Below are 20,074 nucleotides of genomic sequence, written 5' to 3' on the forward strand. Positions count from 1 at the left end.
CATGGCCCCGCTACTGATCGCCCTTCCGCTCGGCCTCGGCGCGCTGGCCTGGATCGCCCGCGACCGCCGGATCAGCCGGGCGGCTCTGCTGGGGACAGCGGCGGTCTTCCTGGCGGCGGTCGCCGCCTGGTGGGCCGGCGCCGGCCGCGGCGATAGCGGGGGAGGCCTGGCCGCCTACCTGTCGGTGGACGCAATCGGACTGGTCTTCCTGACGATCATGGCCCTAGTCTTCGCGGCGGCCGCCGTGGCCAGCCTGGCCTATTTCAAGGAACAGGGCTTGTCCCCCCGGCGCGAGGCCGCCTACACGGCCCAGCTCCTGTTTTTTGCGGCGGCCATGGCGGGCGTCATGCTGGCCCGCCATCTGGCGCTCTTCTGGGTTCTCCTCGAGGCGACGACACTGACCAGCGCCCTGCTGATCTACTTCGAAAAGAAGAAGTCCTCGTTGGAGGCCGCCTGGAAATATGTCTTCATCTGCTCCGTGGGGATCGCCCTGGCGTTCGTCGGGATCATCATCCTCACGGTGGGGAGCCGGGGCATCAACTCCCTGTTCTTCACCGAGCTGGCCCGCCGGGCGGGCGAGATCAATCCCTTCTGGCTGAAGATGGCCTTCGCCTTCATCCTGGTCGGCTTCGGGACCAAGATCGGCGTGGCCCCGATTCACGCCTGGCTGCCGGACGCCCACTCCGAGGCGCCCGCGCCGGTCTCGGCCCTGCTTTCGGGCGCCTTGTTGAACTCTTCGTTCCTGGGGCTTGTCCGGTTCCAGGCGATCATGATCCGGGCCGGATTGGGGGGCTTCTCCGATTTCCTTCTCATTCTGACCGGCTTTCTCTCCCTCGTGGTGGCGGCCGCGTTCCTGCTCCAGACCGTCAATTACAAACGGATGCTGGCCTATTCCTCGATCGAAAACATGGGCATCCTCTTCCTGGGCTTGGCCTTCGGTCCGGCTGGGTTTTTCGCCGCGCTCCTCCACAGCGCGGCCCATTCCCTGGCCAAGGCTTCGCTGTTCCTGACCTCGGGGGAGATCCTGCGCCTGTATGGCAGCAAGCGGATCGACGATGTCCGGGGCTTGTTGCGGAGGGAGCCCCGGATCGGCTGGGTCTGGATCGTCTCGTTCCTGGCCGTCGCCGGCTTCCCCCCGTTTCCCGCGTTTTTGAGCAAGATTCTTTTGATCGGCGCCTTCTTCGCCGCCGGTTCCGGCTGGCTGACCGGCCCGTTCCTGGCCCTGATCGTGGTGATCGTCTTCGGCATGGGCGGCGCCGTCTTCCGCATGGCCTTCGGCGAACCGCCGGCGCCGGCCGCGGCGGAGCGATCCGGCCTTCTGTCCTACGGGCCGCAAGTCCTTCTGCTCATCCTGCTTTTAGCGATCGGCCTGTCCATCCCGGCGAAAGTTTTGGCGCTCATGAGGGAGGCGGTCGGTCTTTTGAACTGACCGGAGATGAATATGGCGACAAGCGCGGCGTTCAAGAATCTTCAGCCCGTACCCGTGACGGAGATCCCCCGGCTGTCGCCGGCCGAGTTCCGGCGCGCGATGGTCGAAGATGCGGAGGCGGGCCGCCGGATCGTCCTCTTCTTCGGCGATCGCGAGCCGGCCGGCGTCACCCTGACCGCCGTTCTGGCGGATGACGATCGATCGCGGCTGTTCGCGGCCTCGACCTGCGTGGGAAGCGAAGCCCGGTATCCGGCGATCACGCCCGACGTCCCGGCGTTTCATTTGTTCGAGCGTGAGGTCTACGAAGAGTTCGGCCTGGAGCCGGTCGGCCATCCCTGGCTGAAGCCGGTCCGCCGCGGCATCGCCGGAATCAATCCCGCCGAAGCGCCCACCGCTTTCTTCCGAATGGAGGGCGACGAGGTGCACGAAGTCGGCGTCGGCCCGATTCACGCCGGGGTCATCGAGCCCGGCCATTTTCGCTTCTCCTGCCAGGGCGAGGATGTCCACCACCTCGAAATTCAGCTCGGCTTCCAGCATCGAGGCGTGGAGAATCTCTTCCTGCGGCGGCGCGACCATCCGGCTTTTCTCCTGCGGTTGGCCGAGTCGATCGCGGGCGACAGCGTCATCGGCCATGCCGGCGCCTTCGCCGGGGCCACGGAAGCCCTCGGCCGCATCCTCCCCGCCCGGCGGGCCCTGATGATTCGCGTCATCGCCCAGGAATTGGAGCGCATCGGCATCCATCTCGGGGACTTGGCGGCCCTGGCCGGCGACGTCGCCTATCTGACCGGGCAGTCCGTATACGGGGCCCTGCGGACCAAGATCATCAACACGACCCTGGCCCTCTGCGGCAGCCGTTTCGGCCGCGGCCTGATCGCGGTCGGCGGAGTCCGATTCGACGTGACCCCGGAAGGGCGGGCCGCGGTCCGGTCCGTCCTCGAGGAGGTCGAAGAAGGCGCGCGGCTGGCGTCCGCCGTCCTCTTCGGGTCCGGGTCGGTTCTGGCCCGCTTCGAGAAGGCCGGGATCGTGTATCCGGAAACGGCCCGGCAAATCGGTCTGGTGGGGCCGGCGGCCCGGGCCAGCGGGTTGGCTCGGGACGTTCGTTCGGACCATCCCTACGGCGGATATGCGTACTTTCCCGTCCATAAGATGACCCTGACCTCGGGCGATGTCTTCGCCCGGGCATATATCCGCTCGGTCGAGATCGCCCAGTCCATCCGTCTCGTCCGTGAGCAGATCGATCTCCTGCCCGAAGGGGATCTCCTCCATCCTCCGGGCCCTCCGGCGGCCGGGCATCTCGTCGTCTCCCTGGCCGAGGGCTGGCGGGGCGAGATCGCCCATGCGGCGGTCACGGATGACGAAGGCCGCCTGAAGCGCTATAAGATCAAGGACCCGTCGTTCCACAACTGGTTCGGGCTGGCTATGGCCGTCCGGAAGAACGGGATCTCGGACTTCCCCATCTGCAATAAAAGCTTCAACTTGTCCTATTGCGGATTCGACCTATGACCGCCGCAGCGGGAGAATCATGCTCGACCTGTTGAAATTGAGGAAACGGCACGGGCGTCCCGTGATCAAGGACCTCCGGCGGGCGGAGGTGAAAGCCCCCTTCCGCGGCTTTCCACTCCTGCGGGAAGGGGCCTGTCCCGATGGCTGTGATCAATGCCTGCGAGCTTGCCCGACGGGCGCCCTGTCGATTCGTCCGCTGCGGCTCGACCTCGGTGCCTGCCTGTTTTGCGGCGATTGCGAAACGGCTTGCCCGGCCGGGATGGTGCGTTCCACTCCCGCCCACCGTCTGGGAGCCTCGAAGCGCGAGACTCTGCGGATCGGGCCCGGGGAGACGGCCGCCTCCTTTGCCGCTAAGGCCATCGGATCCCGACGGGAGATCCGCCGGCTCTTCGGCCGCTCTCTCAAGCTTCGCCAGGTCTCGGCCGCCGGATGCAACGGCTGTGAGATGGAGCTGGGCGCCTGCGGTAACGTCAACTTCGATATGGGCCGGTTCGGTGTGGACTTCGTCGCCTCGCCCCGACACGCGGACGGCCTGGTGTTGACGGGACCGATCTCGCGCAACATGTCTCCGGCCCTGAAGGACGCCTATCGAAGCTTGGGAACGCCTCGGGTCGTGGTCGCCGCGGGAGCGTGCGCCATCCACGGCGGTTTGTTCGCCGAGAGCGTCGATCTCGACCGCTCGTTTCTGGCCGAGACACCCATCGATCTCTTCGTTCCCGGCTGTCCTCCGCATCCCCTGACTTTCATCCGGGCCGTGCTCGATTTCCTGGGACGTTGACCGGGGCGCAACGAGAGCTTGTCGGGAATCGTTGTATAATTGGAACGAGGGGGGCGGGAATCCACCCTCGCATCAGGGGAGGGGACCATGAAATCGCCTTTTAAAATCGGCTTGGTGATCGTCGTCGGCTTGGGCCTTTCTATGGCCGACGCCGCGGATGCGAAGGGAACGCCCGGCGGGCAGGCGGGGAAACCGGTTGTCGTTGCCAATCCAAAGGAGCCCGTCCCCCCGTCCGGGCAGCGGACGAAGGTCGTCTTCCGGGAAGAACTGACGATTGGGGTCGAGGAGGGCGATGAGAACTATATGTTCGGATCCAGCATCCAGGTGACGGCGGACGAGAGGGGGGGCATTTACGTCCTGGACTGGAGCCGAAAGAGAATCCAGAAATTCGATCCCGCCGGGAAGTTCCTCTTTTCCATCGGCCGCGCGGGCCAAGGCCCCGGGGAGTTCGGCAATCTCTGGGAGATGCGCTTCGACGGCCGGGGCCGGATCTATATCACCGATATCGCCAACAAGAGAATCACGTTCTTCGACAAGGAAACCGGCCGCTTCGCGGAGGCCATCAAGCTGGAGGCCTCTACGGGGGCCGTCATCCTCCTTTCCAACGGGACCTATTTCACCTCGACGAACACACGCGAGGACCGGCCGGACGGGCCCAAATGGGCGATCCCCTACGGGATCTTCGACCGGGACTTCAAGCTGAAAACCGAGTTCCGCCGGGACGGGGTCGACTTCACGGGCCTGCCGGAATACGCCGACCGGGCGCGCTTTGTCGCCGGGATGCTGAGCCGAAGCGCTTTCAAGCCGAACGTGATCACCGCCGTGACCGACGATGAGCGGCTTATCGTCGGATACCCGGACCGATACGAATTCACCGTCTATGATCGGACCGGGGAGCCGCGTCTGCTGATCAAAAAAGACGCCGCACCGCGGTTGGTGACGGATGGGCACAAGGATTACTACTTCCAAACGGCCGTTCTCTCGTTTCTGGCGTCCAGCGGAGGGAACAACCGGCCGAAGGACGAGGATGTCCGGAAGGCCATGGTCTATCCCAAGCTTCTCCCGGCTTATAACCAGATCATCCCGATGGACGACGGGCTGTTGTTCGTCGTGACGGACACGCTGCCCCGGGCTTCGACGGTCGATCTCTTCGACGCCAAAGGGGCTTGGCTCGGCAGCTTCGTGACCGACGTGCCGGCGTCCACGCTCATATTCAGGAACGGGAAGGCTTACGGCGTCGAGGAGATTGACGACTATCACTACGTGAAGAGATACGCTTATACCCTTCAGAAATATTGACCGAAGGGCTTGTTCGCGGGCGTCGGCTCAGCGCTTGGCCGCCGCGGGCCCGTTCAATAGCCCCGCCGCCTTGAGGCTTAAATAGGGCAGGGCGATGGTGGCGACATAGAGCGGATTGCTGGCGCCGCCCGTGTCCGGGTTGAACCACTCCCAGGCTTGGGTTGTTCCGTCGGGCCGCAAGTTCTTTCGGAGCGAGGCGACGAACTCCCGGGCCATGTCCGCGGCCGCCTTCGGATCGACGCGACGGATCGCCGCGATGACCCAACCGGTTGGAGTTCCCCAATAGCCGCCGTTCTGGTACTCCCCGGGCTTGGCCACCGAGACCGTCCAGTTGCCGGCGTCGCCCCGGCCGGTCTTGGGCAGATGGCGGACCCAGCCCTGCCGGACCGTCGTCCCTTCCCGGAAGCCTCGGACCAACGCGCGGGCGACCTGTCCGGCCGCGGGCTCGTCCAAAGCGCCGATCGCGACGGCGAAGGCGCTGCCCCAGACGTCGGGCTGATTGCCGACTTCGGTCGCCGAATGAAGCCAGGCCTCGGCTCCGTCCGGGCTCATCCGTAGAAACGTCGCGGGCAGGGCTTTGCGGATTCGCGCCGCGTCCCGGCGGTAAGCTTCGGCCTTGCCCGGCTCGCCCGCGGCTTCGAACAGTGTGGTCAGCCGGAGCGCCGCCTCGTACTTGAGGAGCGAAGGGAAGAGAAGCTTCCCGCTCTTGGATTCGGCGTCGCAGAAGCCCCAGTCCTTGGCGTTTTCCGTCTCGATGGGGCCCGCCGTGACCAGCCCTGTGATCGGATCGGACGGCGCAATCCGGTAGATCTTCTCGCACAGATCCGAGAGCTTCTCCAGGCTGAAGGAGGTCCGCATCTTCGATCGGAAAAGGTTCAGGCTCCCGCTCATCCGCCAGTGCTCGAAGACCGCGCCGATGAAATAGAAATGGTCGTCCAGCGGCGGGTATTTGCCCCAGGGAGAACCGCCCTGCTTGTCGCCTGTCTCGTAATTCCCGGGGTAGAACGTCGGCAGTCCGTCGAAATTGATGTGATCCGGCACGGCATAGGCCGGCACGACGACCCCCGGCCTGACTTCCCAGTCCCCGGGCCCCAGGAGGGTTCCGACGATGAGCCGGATCCAACCCTCGATCTCCGCCGCGGGAATGAAATCCCCGCCCAGCATCATGATCGAGTCCCGGATCCAGTAGGCGGGATAACCCATGTTCCCGCCCGGCACATGGAGCGCGTAAGGCGTCGTGTTGCGCCAGGTTCCGGATGATCCTCCGGCAGGCAAGCGCGCGGATTCGACAATCCGGCGGGCCTGGTCCTTGAGGAAGGCTTCGTCGGCCCGGCTGAGGACTTGGCCGTCCGCATAAGGGGCCAGCGCCGATACGGCCAAAACGAGAACCCGACCGATGGCTGCGATGCGCTTGCTCATGGGTCCACCGCGGCCGGAATCAGGATCGCCCCCTCCGATTCGAGATATCCCGCGATCGTGCCCTCGTCACTCAGATAGCCGACGCAGTCGGGATGGAGCGGCATGAGGCCGAAGCGCTCCCGGCCGGCCTCGTTCCGGAGGAGGCCCAGCGGGAAGAGCCGGCAGACGAGGGGGCGGGCCGGGTGGATACCGCAGCCTTCCTCGTTCAGGAAAACGCAATCGCCGTCCGGCCGCAAGCGGATCGTCCCGTCCGCCGGATCGAGATGGCGGGTCCTGAAATCGTCCGGCGTCGTCGCCAGCCGGGCCGCCATCCGTTCGACTTCGGCCGCATCGGGAACGATCCTCTTGTTATTGCAGCAGACCCGGCAACGCTGGCATTTGAAGAAAAAGGGGCTTTCCCGATCGAGGCCAAAGCGCAGGCCGCTTCCGTCGTCGAAGATCATGGCGTCAGAATCCGCAAGGCCGCGGGCAAGGCCTTGACGACGATGATCCGCGATGGTCCACCCGGCCAGCCTTCGATGATCTCTCCGTCGGTCTGGACGTCCAGCCGGGCGTCCGATCGCAGGGTGAACTCGCGGGCCTTGACGATCCGGACTTCGGGCTCGCTGATATGAGCCCCGGTTTTGGTCAAGGCGTAGAGGCGGGCCAACCGGCGCATCGGGCAGGGGCCGATGAGACAGGCGTCCAGGCGGCCGTCGTCGGGATCGGCTTCTGGCGCGATGATCCGCCCGGTGGCCCAAATCCGGGTGTTGGCGAAGACGGCGATGGTGAACGGGCCGTCGATGGCCCCTCCGTCCCAGGCGATCGTCAGCTGGATCGGGATGTCTTTGCTTCGGTAGGCCTGGCGGATGCCCGCCACGCCGGCCAAGGTCTGGCGGCGGGCCAGGCCGGGACGCCGCTCGGCCAGGTCGTAGACATAGCGGTTGACCGCGGCGCCGAGGCCGACGTTGGCTTGGCCCAGGAAATACCCGCGAACCTCTCCGCCTTCGACGACCGCCCCGGCGTCGATCGGGCGGACGCGCCCGTCGCGCAGGACGCGACAGGCCGTCTCGAGCGAATTCAAGCCGAAGGCGGCTGGAATGTCGTTGGACGAGCCGAGCCCGACGAGGCCTAGGATTGGGGCCGGCCCGGCCGCCATCGATTTCCGGCCGAGGAGCTCGTTGACCATGATCAGGAAGGTCGAGTCGCCGCCCGCCCCGACCAGCACTCGGCCTTCCGGCCCGGCGCCGGCCAGCTTGCGGGTCATCTCGCGCAGGTGGTCTTCACTCTGGGTGACGATGAGGGAATAATCCACCCCCAATCGCCGCAGTTCCGCCTCGAGGCGGGTTTGCGTCCGCCTGGCCAGGCCGGAGCCGGCCGAGGGATTGAGGAGAATGGTGATGGGGCCGCGCGCGTCGCTCATGGCGCCTCCCGTTGCATCTCGGCGGCCCGAGCCCGCAGGACGGCCCGCGACCGCTCGATGTCCCCGCGCACGTGCCGCAGGACCGGAATCCAGAACAGGATGTTGGCCGCCCAGAAGACTAGGACCAGGCCCATGGCCGTCCGCAGGCCCCAGAGGGTCGCGGCGTAGGAGGCGATGAGCGGGCCAAGGGCGTTGCCGGCCAGGTCCATGACCGAGGCCAGCGAGACCATCGTGCCCCGGTGCTCCGGCAGGTTGATGTCGGCCAGGGTCCCGTACCAGTTGGGATTGACGCCTTGGTTGATGAACAGCGCGGCGGCGACGGTCAGAATCAAGGCGATCATCCCCGGCGCGGCCAGCGAGGCGTGCAGGCCGCCCGTCTCCGGAGCCCGGGCGGTATTGGCCAGAAACAGGACCATGAAGACAATGGGCACGGCGTTGCAGGCCATGGCGGTGATCACCTTGGCCCGCTTGTCCTTGCGGAACCCGACGTCCCCGATGCGGCCGAAAACGACCGCTCCCAAAGCACCCGCCGCAAAGACGGCCAGAAGCATGACGTTGACCGCGGCCGCGTCGAGATTGTGGATTTCTTTCATGTACTTGAAGATCAGGAAGAGGACGATCGACCCCGGGATGACGTCGATGAAGTTCAGGACAAGCCAGACGTTGCTGCGGGCCCGGCGGAGAACGGCGGCGTCGGACCGGGAGATGCGGAAGCGGTAATGGGCTCCTTCCCGGATGGCTCCCTGCAGGTCCTCCTCGCGGCCGCCGCGCTCGGGCTCGCGGAAAGCGGCGAAAACCGCGGCAGCTGCGATTTCGGCGGCCCCGACGATGAGATACGCCGTCCGCCAACCCGTCCCCAGGGCGCCGGCCAGGCCGAAACCGGCCAACCGGCCGACCAGCATGGCCACGGACATCAGGCCGAAAGCCGTGCCGCGCCGGCCGGGATCGACCGAATCGGAGGCCAGCGAAAAAGCGGCCGGGACGAAGGCGCCGGCGCCTATCCCCGCTAGGGCCCGGAGGGTGAAAAAGAGAGCATAGCCGGCCCGGCCTCCCGGGATGAGGGGGGAGAGAAGCGACGCGGCCCCGGCCAGGGCCAGCCCCCCGGCGCAGAATCGAAGGCGGGCTCCGCGGTCGGACAGGATGCCGGCCGCGATCATGGCTAGGGCGGAGAGCGCCGTGGCGGCGAACCCGACCCAGCCCAGGGGCACGACGTTGCGGGTCGAGCCGAAAAATCCGGCCAAGAGCGGATTGAGGAATGGTCCGAGCATCGATTGGTCGGCGAAAATGAACAGAAGCCCCGCCGTTAAAAGGAGAAACGGCAGGGGCGGAGCGGTGCGGTTCGGAGTCATGGGTTTTGTCGGTCAGCAGAGATATACCGTATGTTCGGACGAGGTTCAATCCCCTCGGTGGGAATGAGCCGGCAGAAAGCATTTGACTCGGGTCGGGGCCGGGGTTAAGGTAAAGCCGATCGATGGAGAGATCTTTGCCCAAACCAGTCGACAATGCCGTTAAGATCGGCTGGCTGGTCCTCTATTGGGCCGTCACGGCTTGGCTTCTCTATCCCCTGATCTTCAAGATCATCACGCCAGATACGGCCAAGGAATACTTTTACCGGTCGGCCCTCGGTGTCGTCCTTCTCATCCTGGTCTTCGGTAAGACCCTCTTCGACCTGCTCTTCCCGACCGAAATCTCGCGGGCTCGTAACATCGCCAACGTGGCTCTGCTGACTGTTTATACGACGGTTATGGCGGGCGGGATCATCTTCATGCTGATTCGGATCCTGGCTCTCTATCTCAATAAAAACGCTTCGACCTATACCGGCGGCGACGTCCAATTCTAGCCAGATCCCTCAATGAAAGACATCATCGCGTCTCTCCGCCCCGGGCAGTGGATCAAGAATCTCTTCGTTTTCGCCGCCCCCGTGTTCGGGCGGGTGCTTTTCCGGCCGGGGCCGGCCGTCCGGACGGCGGCCGTGTTCGCGCTCTTCTGCGTTCTAGCGGGCGCGCTCTACCTGGTCAACGACATCCTCGACGCGGAGTCCGACCGCTTTCATCCCCGGAAAGCCAAACGCCCGATCGCAGCCGGCCGGCTCCGGCCGGGGACGGCCTGGGCCGCGGCCGCCGGCCTGGCCGCTTGCGCCCTCGCGGCGTCGGCCGCCCTCGACCGACGCGTCTTCCTGGCCTTGGCCGCATACGCCCTGCTGCAGCTCTCTTATTCGCTTGTCCTCAAGCGGGTTGTCATCCTGGATGTCTTCCTCGTCGCCTCGGGATTCGTCATCCGGGTAGCGGCCGGCGGCTTCGCGGCCGGCGTCGTGCCCTCTTCCTGGCTCCTGGTCTGCACCAGCCTGCTCGCCCTTCTGATCGCTGTCGGCAAGCGGCGCAACGAGCTCCTCACGCTCGAAGAGTGCGGAGAGGCCCACCGCTCGGTGCTCCGCGACTACACGCCCGCCCTGCTCGACCAGATGATCGCCGTCGTCACCGCCGCCACGATGGTGACTTACGCCCTCTACGCCATGTCCGAGGACACGTCCCGGCGGTTCGGCTCGGGCCGCCTGCTCTGGACCGCGCCGTTCGTCCTGTACGGGATTTTCCGCTATCTCTTTCTGGTCTATCGCAAGGGGCAGGGGGGAACACCCGAGGAGATGATCATCGAGGATCTGCCCTTCCTGGCCGCGATCGCCCTCTGGGCCGCCGTCTCCGCCGGGATCGTCTACTTCTGATAATTCCCAGACACATACTCAATTCGTATGCGCAAGAGCCAATTCTCTGAAGGAATCAGATCTATTTCGGGAATTCGTTCTTAGGGCCGGGTTTTCTTTTTACCATAGGCAGCCCGGTCATTTCTTCGAGCCCTTGGAGAAATTTCTCACTTCCAAGCGGAAGCCCGTTCTTCGCATGAACGCGGAACTCCTCAAGGGTACTATTGGGGAGAGCTGACTCTAAATAGGCCTCCCAGTTGGAAATGCTAGTGTCTAATGGCGAAGTCCGCAGAAGTGGATCAAAGGACTTGTCGATATGCGCTCTTGCGCTTGAAAAATCCCAATCTCGCGCGTTACGGACGAGCTTGGCTCTTACGGGATTTGTTTCGATATATCTGATGGAATTGTATAGATAACTCTCATCCATTGGAAACGAAGAGAATCTTCCCTGCCATAAAAAGCCCTTCCATTTGTTCCTTGCGTTTATTGTTTTTGTGTAAAATTTGTGCGTATTGCCGAAAGTCCGAGCCAACCCCGCTTCATCCGAAGGAACGGCAACCAAATGCACGTGATTATCCATAATGCAGTATGCCCAAAACGCGACTTTGGCCTCTTCTGAATATTTTTTCAGCAGCCTAAGATAGAACGCCTTATCCTCATCATCAAAAAATACCCTCTGCCTTCGGTTCCCTCGTTGAGTAATATGATGAGGTAGATCCGGAATCACTATTCTTGCATAGGCGGGCATGCTTCATTTCTCCCCGATTAAGAAGACGGCATAATTTATAAAATTTCTCAATGAACTCTTCCCTACAATTTGATCCTCAAAGTCAAAATATTTCTATTGGAAAGCGCCTAATGTATCGGACTGCGCTCGAGGATTAATTTGGTACATGTCTGCGAAAGATGCGCTGCAGTTGGGGGAATTAAGTATGTGTCTGTGAATTATCAGTCGCGAACGAGGCGCAGGGTTCGAGGCTCGCGCTCCAGGTGGAAGACGATCATGGCCTGCAGGGCGACCTGGATGGTACGCAAGGCCTCGGGTCCGAACGGCTCCACCGGGACGCGCGGCGGCGGGTTGCGCCGGACCCAGCGCAGGAACTCCCCCAGCTCCCGGCGGACGGGCTCCTTGCGGGCCGGGGCGCAGTCGCCGCAGTATATCCCGTCCCGCCGCGGCGACAGCCATGACGCTTCCGTCTCAGCCACGGCCTTGCGGCATTTCTTGCAGCTCCCCACCTCGGGCAGGATGCCGTTGATTTGCAGCAGCCAGGCCTCAAAGTAGCGGGCCAGCAGGCTCAGGTCCCCCTTGTCGCGCAGGGCCTGCAGGACGGCCAGGAGGAGGCGGAACAGAACCTCCTCGTGAGCCCGGGCCGGGGCGAACTCCTCGACCAGCTCGGCGAAATAGCCGAGGGTGAAGGCGGTCTTGAGGTCTGACTGGATGTCGAAGAACGATTCGAGCAGATCGGCGTTGCTGATCGTGACCAGGTCACGCCGCTCTTTTTCGTAGAAGAAGACCCGGACATAGGACATCGGCTCGAGCGCGGATCCGAACCGGTTGGCGAACTTGCGGGCGCCCTTGGCCACGCCGCGCAGAACGCCCTTCTCCCGGGTCAGGAAAGAGCAGAGCTTGTCCTGGTCGCCGATCGGGGAGGTCCGAAGCACGATGGCTTCGGTTTGGTCGACGGGCATATCCGGCCTTTAGCGGCCCTCACTCGTTGAGGGTGATGTGGAGGGTCTTGATCCGGGCCTGGATCGCCTCGGGGGTCATATCCAGCTCGGCCGCGGCCCGGACGAGGTCCCATTGGTTCCGCAGCAGGACGCGGTGCAGTGTCGTCCGTTCGAACTGCTCCAGAGCCTGGGCCAGAGGCGCCGCGGCGGGCAGGCCGGCACCGGTCTCCCGCTCCCGGGTTTCGACCAGAAGGGCGAGATGGGCGGGCCCGATCTCATCCTCCTCGACCAGAATGACGAAGCGCTCGATGACGTTCATGATCTCGCTGACGTTGCCCGGCCAGGAGTAGTTGAGGAAGGCCTTGAGGGCCTCGGGGTGCATGGTCTTGGGCTTCTTGCCGTAATCGGCGGCAAAGCCCTTCAGGAAATGATCGATGAGCAGGGGAATGTCCTCCGTCCGCTCGCGCAGCGGCGGGATGGACATCGGGATGACGTTGAGCTTGAAGAAGAGGTCCTCCCGAAAGCGGGCCTTGACGATCAGGTCCTTCAGGCTCTTGGTCGTGGCGGCGATGATCCGGACGTCGGCGGACACGATGTCGCTCGATCCGACCGGCTCGAAGGACTGCTCGATCAGGGCCTTGACCAGCTTGGCCTGGGTCCGCAGGCTCATGTCGCCGACTTCGTCCAGAAAGAGGGTCCCGCCGTCGGCCTGCAGGAGCTTGCCCTTCCTGTCCTTGACGGCGTGGGGGACGGCGCCCTTGATGGTGCCGAAGAGCTCGGCCTCGATCAGCTCGTCCGGGATGGCGGCGCAGTTGATCTCGACGAAGCGCTTGTCGGCGCGGCGGCTCTGGTCGTGGATGATGCGGGCGATCAGCTCCTTGCCGGTGCCGTTCTCGCCCGTCAGCAGGACCCGGCCGTCGGTCGGGGCGGCCTTCTTGATTTCCTCCCGTAGCCGGATGATGGCCGGGCTCTTGCCCACCAGATGGGTGCGGGCCCGCGTCTTCTCGCGGAGCTGGAGGTTCTCCTCCTCGAGGCGGCGCTGGCGGAGGGCGTTCTTGACGGTCAGGACGACTTTCTCCAGGGTCAACGGCTTCTCCAGGAAGTCGAAGGCGCCCAGTTTGGTGGCCTTGACGGCCGTCTCCACCGTCCCGTGTCCGGAGATGACTACGACCTGGGGCGGGGCGTCCAGGGTCCGGACACGGCGCAGGACATCCAGGCCGTTCATCTCGGGCAGCCAGATGTCGAGCAGCAGCAGCCCGAAGGCCTGCTTCTGCAGGAGACCCAGCCCTTCCTCGCCCGAGGCCGCCGTGCGGACGGCATAGCCCTCGTCCTCGAGGATGCCTTGCAGAGACGAGCGGATGCTCGCTTCGTCGTCGATGATCAGGATCTTGTCTTGGCTCATGCGGGTAACTGTAGGATGAAGCGCGCGCCATGGGGTTTGACGTTGCGGACGTCGATGGCGCCGTTATGTTCTTTCATGATCTGGGCGACAATGGCCAGCCCGAGTCCTGTGCCCTTCTTTTTGGTCGAGAAATGGGGCAGGAAGAGCTTGTCCTTGTCCTCGACCGCAATGCCGGGCCCGGTGTCCTCGATCTCGACCTGGATCAACCGGGTGTCGCGGTCGAAGCCGGCGCGGACGACGATTCTACCCTTTTTGGCCATGGCGTCAATAGCGTTGTCGAAAAGGTTGATGAAGACCCGCTTCATCGGCTCCGGGTCAAGCGGCTGGCGGGCCGGCACCTCGGGGTCGATCGTTACCTCGAACTCGATATCGTTGTAGATGGGCCGGAAGAGGGCCGCGGCTTGATCGACGATCTCGGCCAGCGAGGCCGGCTGGAGGCTGATCTTGGGCAGCCGGGCGAACTCGGAGAACTCGTCGACCAGGGACTTGATGGTCTGGGCCTCCTGGATGATGACCCGGGCCCCCTCCTCGAGCGCGGCCGGGGAGGCCGGATCGGGCCGGCTGAGGTTGCGCAGAATCCGCTCGGCGTTCAATTGGATCGGCGTCAGCGGGTTCTTGATCTCGTGGGCCACCCGCTGGGCGACCTCTTTCCAGGCGGCGACCCGCTGGCTCTTGATCAGCTGGGACAGGTCGTCCAAGACGACCAGGAGGCCGGAGAAGCCGGCTCCCGGCGGCTTGAGGGGGGATAGAGTTAAGGCCAGCGTCAGCTGCTGGCCGTTCAGCATGATGGTGATTTCGCGGTCGGAGATCCGGTAGCGGGTCCGCATCCCGGCCTCGATGGCTTGGGCCAGCTCGGCGAAGTGGGGGTGGCGGAGGACCTCCCGGTAAGGCCGTCCCGCCACTTCGGCTGTGGCCGGCAACGCCAGCATGTCCCGGGCCGAGGGGTTGATGGTGGTGATGCGGCCTTCGGCGTCGAGGGCGATGACCCCGGTCGTGACGGTGTTCAGCAGGGTCTCGATGTACTGCTTGCGGGCTTCCTGCTCAGCCGTCTTCTGGGCCAGGCGGACCTGCCCGGTCTGGATGTCGGCGATCATCTGGTTGAACGACTCGACCAGGATGCCGAGCTCGTCCGAGGCCGGGTCCTCGACCCGGACATCCAGATTGCCTTTGGAGACCTCGCGGGTGGCCTGGGCCAGCTTCTCGATCGGGACGGTGATGGAGCGGGCCAGATGGAAGCCGATCCAGGTGGCGGCGAAGACGATCAGCATGGTGACCAGGACCAGCATCAGCTGGTAAGTCGTCTTGGTCAGGTCTTTCTGTTGGCGGCGGCGGCTGTAGCGGTCCCAATAGGCTTTGACGTTATTGATCTTCTGGGTATAGTTCTGCGGCAGGAACATCCCCGTGGTGATGAGAAACGCGGTCGTGTCCGGCAGACTGAAGGAGACCCCCTGGCGGATGAACTCACCGGTACCCATGGGCTTGATATCGTTGAGGGGCACGCCGGCCTGAATCCGCTTGACGTTGTCCGACTTCAGTTCGTTGTAGTCCTGTAAAGGCAGGTTCGGGTCGAGATAGACGAACAGCTCCTCCTCGCCCTGGTAGACGGCGATCTCGGCCAGCTTGTACTCGGCCAGCTTGGTCCGGACGAAGGCCTCCAGGGCTCCGCGCTTGTCGGCCGCCAGCAGGCCCTGGGACCGCATCTCCTTCTCCAGCTGGACGGCGTAGTGCAGGGTCAGCTCGGAGGCGGTGACATAGAAGCCGTCGGCCACAGCCCGGGTGTCCTCCAGGACGCGGTTGACGTCCATCTTGAACCACTGCTCGATATTGCGGCTGATCAGGTCGCTGGTGAACAGGAACAGCAGTAGGGTCGGAAGAAAGGACAGGGCGGTGAAGAACATCACCAGCTTGGTCTTGAAATGGGCGCCGACCACTTTGCGCTTGCGCTCCAGATACAGCCGGGCCAAGTTGCGGCCCAGGACGAAGAGCAGGATCAGGGCCAGAAGCAGGACGATGAACTGAAGCGCTGTGAGCAGGATGCCCGTGGCCTTGGAGGGGGAGAATTCCTGGACCCGCCGCAGCAGAAAGTCGATGACGAAGAAGAGGACGATGAGAATCGGGATGACGAAAGCCAGAACGCGCGAACCCCGTTTCTTGGGGGTCAGGACGTCCTTGGATTCAGGCATGAAGAGTTCAGGGGGCGGGCGAGGGCGCCTTGCGCAGGAAGTCGGCCGCCGTGCCCCGGCTGATCCGGACGTCGGTCCGCACGGCCCCGGGAGGGCCGAACGGCACGCCGGGCTTGCCGTTCAGGGTGTAAGTCACCCCGCCTGCGTTCCCCAACTGGAGGATGAATTCCTCGGCGGCTTGGAAAGACTCTTCGCGGCCGGCGGCTTGGATGCCGTCCAGGACGATCCGGCCGTCCGCGGCCACTTGGATCCAGGTGTCGGCGGTGAACCGCAGGCCAAGCTTCAAGCCGGCCTCGAAGGAAGGCTGGGCCGAGGCTTGGCTTAGGCCGGCGGCGCCGGCGGGCGCCGAGGTTGCCCCCTGCTTCGCCGCGGCTTCCAAGGGAGCCGCAGGCTTGACGATCGGCGGGGCCGAAGGGACGGTCGAGGCGATCCGGGGCGCCGGCTTGGGGCGCGATTGGACATAGAAAATGACCCCCAGCGTCGCGGCGGCCGCGAGGAGGAGGAGGCAGAGGATCAGAACCCAAGGCTGAAGACGGATCCGCCGCTTTAAACTCGGGCCCGAGCGCCCCGGGGCCTCCCGGAAGTCCATGAGCTCGGGCCTGTGGACGCGGCTCGGCGGAGAAGCGGAGGCGCGGCCGGCGCGATCTTTGGCTGGAGGGGGAGGCGGGGCTTCGTGCGGCGCCGGTTCGGCCGGCGCATGCTCGGATTGGTACAGGGCCAGGAAATAGGCTTCGTCGGCGCCGATGGCCCGGACATAGGCTTTGAGCACTCCCTTGATGAAGAAAGGTTCGGACAGTTGGTCGAAGCGCTCGTCTTCCAAGGCCTTGAGCAGGCGGAGGCTGATCTTGGTCTGTTGGGCGATCTGTTCGACGGAGAACGAGGCCTTATCGCGCGCCGACTTGAGTTCCTGCCCGAGAGATGACATGGGAATGATGGGTCGATTGTAAGCCAGGCTCCCGCGCCTGTCAATTCGTTACACTTTTAGGAATCTGGCGATGGAGCTCAGGCTGCCCAGGAATCCGACGAAGCCGCCGCCGAAGACCAGCCCCAAGGCCTGAGCCCAGGTCAGGTAGCGGAATCCGAACAGCTCCTGCAGGGCGCCCATGGAGGCGCCGAGATAGATGGGAAAAAGCTTGACCACGACGAGGATGAGGCCGAGCGACAGAAGCCCGCCCAGCAGCCCCATAGCCACCCCCTCCAGCAGGAACGGGCCGCGGATGAACGCGTTGGTGGCTCCGACCAGCCGCAGCAGCTCGATCTCGGACTTGCGGGCCAGGACGTTCAGCTTGATGACGTTGGAAATGATGAGGAGCGAGGCCAGGACGAGAATGCCCCCCAGGAAGAGGCCCGTATTGCGGGCCAGGCGGCTCAGCGACCGGACGCGCTCGGCCCAGTCGCGGTTGAACTGGGCGTCGGTCACGGCGGGGGCGCGGCGGGCCTCCGCGATCAGCCGGGTCACGTCGTCGGCTGGGACGTCCGGCCGGCGCAGGTCCGCTTCGATCGACGGGGGGAAGGGATTTTCCTTCAGGTTGGCGACAATGTCGGACAGCTCGGGAAAGTCCTTGAGAAATCGGGCTAGAGCCTCTTCCGCCGAAATCGTCCGGACGGCGCCGACGAGGGGCGAAGCCCGCAGCTCGGCGGCCAGCCGGTCCCGATCGGCGGGCGAGGCGTCGCGGCTGAGATCGAAGACGACGTTGACGTTGCGAGACAGCTCGCCGGCCTTGGCGTTCAGGTTGTTGGACAGCGATAGGAAGACACCCAGGATCAGCGAGGACAGGCAGATGATGGTCAGGGAGAAGAAATGGCGGGTCTTGAACTGCCAGAGGTTGTTCAGGGTCTCGCGCAGGAAGTAGCGCGGCCGGAGCGGGGTGGCGGGGGTCATGCCCGGCCTCGCCGCTGGATCTTGCCGTCGTGAAGCAGCACCACCCGCCCTTCGAAGCGGCGGATCAGATCGCGGTCGTGGGTGCAGATGACGACCGTGGTCCCCTGGCGGTTGATCTCCTGGAACAGCCCCATCAGCTCCGAAGCCAGCTCGGGATCGAGGTTGCCGGTCGGCTCGTCGGCCAGCAGAATGGTCGGGTTGTTGACGACGGCCCGGGCCACGGCCACCCGCTGCTGCTCGCCGTAGGAGAGCTCGGAGGGGAAGTCCCAGATGCGGTGGTGCATGGCGACCATGCGCAGGGCGATGAAGACCCGGCGCTTGAGATCGCGCGAGGGGACGCCTTGGACTTGGAGGGCGATGGCCACGTTGTCGAAGACGCGCTTGTGGAAGAGGAGCCGGAAGTCCTGGAAGACGATGCCCATGATCCGGCGCAGGAGATGGACTTTGGGGTCGGGCAGGAGGCAGATGTTCTTGCCGGCCACGAAGACCTGACCGTGGGTCGGGATGACTTCGCGGGTCAGAGTTCGCAGCAGGGTCGTCTTGCCGGAGCCGGAGGGGCCGGTGATGTAGCAGAACTCGCCCCGGCCGATGGTCAGGTCGATGTCGGAGAGAGCCCAGTGGGGCTTTTGATATTGAACCCAGACGTGCGCGAGCTCGATCACGCGCCTATTATACGCAAATTCAAATGGGCGGACACATCCTCAATCAAAAAGCTGTTTTCCCGTTTCCGGGAATCGAGGACGGATCCGGGCCTCAGAGGGTAAAGAGGTACATCAGCCAGCCGAAAAGCAGGGCTCCGCCGGCCATGGCCAGGAAGAGAAAGATCCCGTACTTCCAACGCGAGGCCTTCTCCTTGCGCCGCAGCAGGGCCAGGACGACCGCGACCAGGGCGGCGTAGACGATCATCGATAGGAAATGGCTTTCGAAGATCATGACTTCTTCCCCGCGGCGATGTCGGCGGCGTCCAGGGCGATCAGGTAGTTGAGCAGGCCGGCGCCGGCCAGATAGGCGGTGCCGAATTCAAAGGTGACCAGCTTGAGGTCGCCCAGCCCGATGGGCAGGAAGCGCGACAGGAGATAGACCAGGCCGTTCCCGATGTCGGCGAAGAAGGCCAGGATGGTCAGCGGGTTCTCGGTCTGGAAGGGGTAGATCTTGCCGGACATCCAGAGGCCCAGTCCGGTCATAGCCAGGATCGCGGCCAGGAAGGTGAACCCGCGAGCGTATTTCTTTTGCACGATGTGGCCCAGTCCGGGGACGAGCCAGCCCAGGAGGAAGACAGCGATGCTTTTCATGGCTTTCGAGCGCCCATCATAGACCAAACCGTTCCTTCGGCGCAAGAGGCCCGGATTCTGATACAATCCCCCCCATGCCCGAGCTGCCCGAAGTCGAATCGGTCGCCCGCAGCCTTCGGCGCCGCGTCCTGGGCCTTCGCATCGCTTCGGTGGAGGCGTTTCCGCCCCAAGGCAAGGCCGGCCGGGCCGCGGGGACCGGCTGGGGCGGGGGCCGCGCGGCCCGCGCCGCGTCGGCTGTTCCCCTGACCGAGCTGGCCGGCAAGACGATCGACAAGGTCGGCCGGAGGGGCAAGGTGCTTATCCTCGAGTGCGGCGGCCTGGCCCTCCTATTCCATTTGAAGATGACCGGTCGTTTCCTCTGGAGCCGTCCCGGGCGGCCGCGCGGCCGCCATGTCCACCTGGTTCTCCATTTCCGGCGCCCCGCCCGGGAGCTCCATTTCGAAGATGTCCGCAAATTCGGTCTTGTCCGCTGCCGACCGCTCGCGGGATTGGCGGCCTGTCCCGAGCTCTGCACCCTCGGCCCCGAGCCCTTCGATGTTACCGCCGGCGAGTTCGCCGCTCGGCTCAAGGCCCGGCGCGGCCGGATGAAAAGCGTCCTCCTTGATCAATCTTTCCTGGCGGGCATCGGCAACATCTATGCCGACGAGGCGCTGTTCGAGGCGGGCGTTCATCCGCTGGCCGCGGCCTCGCGCCTGTCCCGCCCCCGGGCCGACCGGTTGGGGGCGGCTGTGCGGGACGTCCTGGCCAGGGCCATCGCCGCGGGCGGTTCCTCGATCCGGGATTATCGCAACGCCGACGGCGAGCTGGGTTCGTTTCAGGACGAACACAAGGTCTACGGCCGGGCCGGCGAGCCCTGCCCGCGCTGCGGCGGCCCGATCCGCCGGGCCGTCATCGGCGGCCGCAGCAGCCATTACTGCCCCCGGTGTCAAAAGAAATAGATTTCGTTCCATTCTGTGTGGCCTGCGTCACGGTATTCGTCCCGGCGGCGCGGGTTTTTCACGCCTTCCTTGCGCTTCTCCGCTCGGCGCCTGCAGCGCTTCGCAGTCCTCGTCGGGACGTTGCTTCGACAATCCCCGCGAGGGCGGAACTCCGCATGCGCGTCCACCTGAGCCTGCATGA

At 64.6% G+C, this 20,074-nt stretch carries 21 protein-coding genes; 7 read left to right on the top strand and 14 right to left on the bottom strand.

Going from position 1 to position 20,074, the window contains the following annotated elements; genetic code table 11:
• Position 1 precedes the first annotated feature (1 nt).
• The 4 genes from NTZ26_12180 to NTZ26_12195 all read left to right on the top strand — a co-directional run bounded on the left by NTZ26_12180 (position 2) and on the right by NTZ26_12195 (position 5,009).
• Positions 2-1,429, top strand: a complete 1,428-nt coding sequence (locus NTZ26_12180; protein MCX6561256.1) for a proton-conducting transporter membrane subunit — start codon at positions 2-4, stop codon at positions 1,427-1,429.
• Between the two features lie 12 nt (positions 1,430-1,441).
• On the top strand, positions 1,442-2,932 hold the full coding sequence (locus tag NTZ26_12185; protein ID MCX6561257.1) for a hydrogenase: 1,491 nt from the start codon (positions 1,442-1,444) through the stop codon (positions 2,930-2,932).
• A 19-nt stretch (positions 2,933-2,951) separates the two neighbouring features.
• Complete coding sequence (locus NTZ26_12190) at positions 2,952-3,710, top strand: 4Fe-4S dicluster domain-containing protein (protein ID MCX6561258.1); 759 nt, start codon at positions 2,952-2,954, stop codon at positions 3,708-3,710.
• Between the two features lie 87 nt (positions 3,711-3,797).
• Positions 3,798-5,009 carry a 6-bladed beta-propeller gene (locus NTZ26_12195; protein ID MCX6561259.1) on the top strand — a complete coding sequence of 404 codons (1,212 nt, stop codon included), beginning with the start codon at positions 3,798-3,800 and terminating at the stop codon, positions 5,007-5,009.
• Positions 5,010-5,036: 27 nt separating this feature from the next.
• On the opposite strand, the gene NTZ26_12200 is transcribed toward NTZ26_12195, so the two are convergent.
• Genes NTZ26_12200 through NTZ26_12215 form a run of 4 tightly spaced genes read right to left on the bottom strand, consistent with a single transcriptional unit; the run spans position 5,037 to position 9,179 of the window.
• Entirely contained in the window at positions 5,037-6,428 is a 1,392-nt protein-coding gene (locus NTZ26_12200; GenBank protein MCX6561260.1) for a hypothetical protein, read from the bottom strand.
• Positions 6,425-6,871, bottom strand: a complete 447-nt coding sequence (locus NTZ26_12205; protein ID MCX6561261.1) for a YkgJ family cysteine cluster protein — start codon at positions 6,869-6,871, stop codon at positions 6,425-6,427. Before NTZ26_12205 ends, NTZ26_12200 begins: the two co-directional genes overlap by 4 nt.
• Positions 6,868-7,830 (bottom strand): diacylglycerol kinase family protein, encoded by a 963-nt coding sequence (locus tag NTZ26_12210; protein MCX6561262.1) that lies wholly within the window; start codon positions 7,828-7,830, stop codon positions 6,868-6,870. The genes NTZ26_12205 and NTZ26_12210 overlap by 4 nt, the downstream gene beginning before the upstream one ends.
• The gene (locus NTZ26_12215; protein MCX6561263.1) at positions 7,827-9,179 is read right to left on the bottom strand and encodes an MFS transporter; all 1,353 of its coding nucleotides are present in this window, start codon (positions 9,177-9,179) and stop codon (positions 7,827-7,829) included. The genes NTZ26_12210 and NTZ26_12215 overlap by 4 nt, the downstream gene beginning before the upstream one ends.
• Positions 9,180-9,313: 134 nt before the next feature.
• Here NTZ26_12215 and NTZ26_12220 point away from each other — a divergent pair, with 134 nt between their 5' ends.
• Both NTZ26_12220 and NTZ26_12225 read left to right on the top strand, forming a co-directional pair.
• Positions 9,314-9,670 (top strand): hypothetical protein, encoded by a 357-nt coding sequence (locus tag NTZ26_12220; GenBank protein MCX6561264.1) that lies wholly within the window; start codon positions 9,314-9,316, stop codon positions 9,668-9,670.
• Positions 9,671-9,682: 12 nt separating this feature from the next.
• Positions 9,683-10,549: a decaprenyl-phosphate phosphoribosyltransferase gene (locus NTZ26_12225; protein MCX6561265.1), complete on the top strand. Its 867-nt coding sequence runs from the start codon at positions 9,683-9,685 to the stop codon at positions 10,547-10,549.
• Between the two features lie 61 nt (positions 10,550-10,610).
• Here NTZ26_12225 and NTZ26_12230 read toward each other — a convergent pair whose 3' ends face one another.
• From NTZ26_12230 to NTZ26_12270, 9 genes are all read right to left on the bottom strand, one after another.
• Positions 10,611-11,276: a transposase gene (locus NTZ26_12230; protein MCX6561266.1), complete on the bottom strand. Its 666-nt coding sequence runs from the start codon at positions 11,274-11,276 to the stop codon at positions 10,611-10,613.
• Between the two features lie 200 nt (positions 11,277-11,476).
• Positions 11,477-12,217, bottom strand: a complete 741-nt coding sequence (recO, locus tag NTZ26_12235) for a DNA repair protein RecO (GenBank protein ID MCX6561267.1) — start codon at positions 12,215-12,217, stop codon at positions 11,477-11,479.
• A 19-nt stretch (positions 12,218-12,236) separates the two neighbouring features.
• Complete coding sequence (locus NTZ26_12240) at positions 12,237-13,598, bottom strand: sigma-54 dependent transcriptional regulator (protein MCX6561268.1); 1,362 nt, start codon at positions 13,596-13,598, stop codon at positions 12,237-12,239.
• Positions 13,595-15,781, bottom strand: a complete 2,187-nt coding sequence (locus NTZ26_12245) for an ATP-binding protein (protein ID MCX6561269.1) — start codon at positions 15,779-15,781, stop codon at positions 13,595-13,597. Before NTZ26_12245 ends, NTZ26_12240 begins: the two co-directional genes overlap by 4 nt.
• Positions 15,782-15,788: 7 nt before the next feature.
• On the bottom strand, positions 15,789-16,706 hold the full coding sequence (locus tag NTZ26_12250; GenBank protein MCX6561270.1) for a DUF4115 domain-containing protein: 918 nt from the start codon (positions 16,704-16,706) through the stop codon (positions 15,789-15,791).
• A 48-nt stretch (positions 16,707-16,754) separates the two neighbouring features.
• Positions 16,755-17,663: a permease-like cell division protein FtsX gene (locus NTZ26_12255; GenBank protein MCX6561271.1), complete on the bottom strand. Its 909-nt coding sequence runs from the start codon at positions 17,661-17,663 to the stop codon at positions 16,755-16,757.
• The gene (gene ftsE / locus NTZ26_12260; protein MCX6561272.1) at positions 17,660-18,325 is read right to left on the bottom strand and encodes a cell division ATP-binding protein FtsE; all 666 of its coding nucleotides are present in this window, start codon (positions 18,323-18,325) and stop codon (positions 17,660-17,662) included. Before ftsE ends, NTZ26_12255 begins: the two co-directional genes overlap by 4 nt.
• Positions 18,326-18,416: 91 nt before the next feature.
• A complete protein-coding gene (locus tag NTZ26_12265; GenBank protein ID MCX6561273.1) occupies positions 18,417-18,596 on the bottom strand; it encodes a hypothetical protein in 180 nt (59 codons plus the stop codon).
• On the bottom strand, positions 18,593-18,955 hold the full coding sequence (locus NTZ26_12270) for a hypothetical protein (protein ID MCX6561274.1): 363 nt from the start codon (positions 18,953-18,955) through the stop codon (positions 18,593-18,595). The genes NTZ26_12265 and NTZ26_12270 overlap by 4 nt, the downstream gene beginning before the upstream one ends.
• 74 nt (positions 18,956-19,029) lie before the next feature.
• Between NTZ26_12270 and mutM the strand changes: the two genes are divergently transcribed.
• A complete protein-coding gene (mutM, locus tag NTZ26_12275; protein MCX6561275.1) occupies positions 19,030-19,893 on the top strand; it encodes a bifunctional DNA-formamidopyrimidine glycosylase/DNA-(apurinic or apyrimidinic site) lyase in 864 nt (287 codons plus the stop codon).
• Here the strand turns inward: mutM and NTZ26_12280 are convergent.
• Positions 19,881-20,074, bottom strand: a 194-nt coding sequence (locus tag NTZ26_12280; protein ID MCX6561276.1) for a hypothetical protein, incomplete at its 5' end; no start/stop codon positions are given. The two genes, mutM and NTZ26_12280, sit on opposite strands and share 13 nt — an antisense overlap.

The sequence above is a fragment of the Candidatus Aminicenantes bacterium genome (assembly GCA_026393855.1).
Classification (GTDB): Bacteria; Acidobacteriota; Aminicenantia; order Aminicenantales; family UBA4085; genus UBA4085.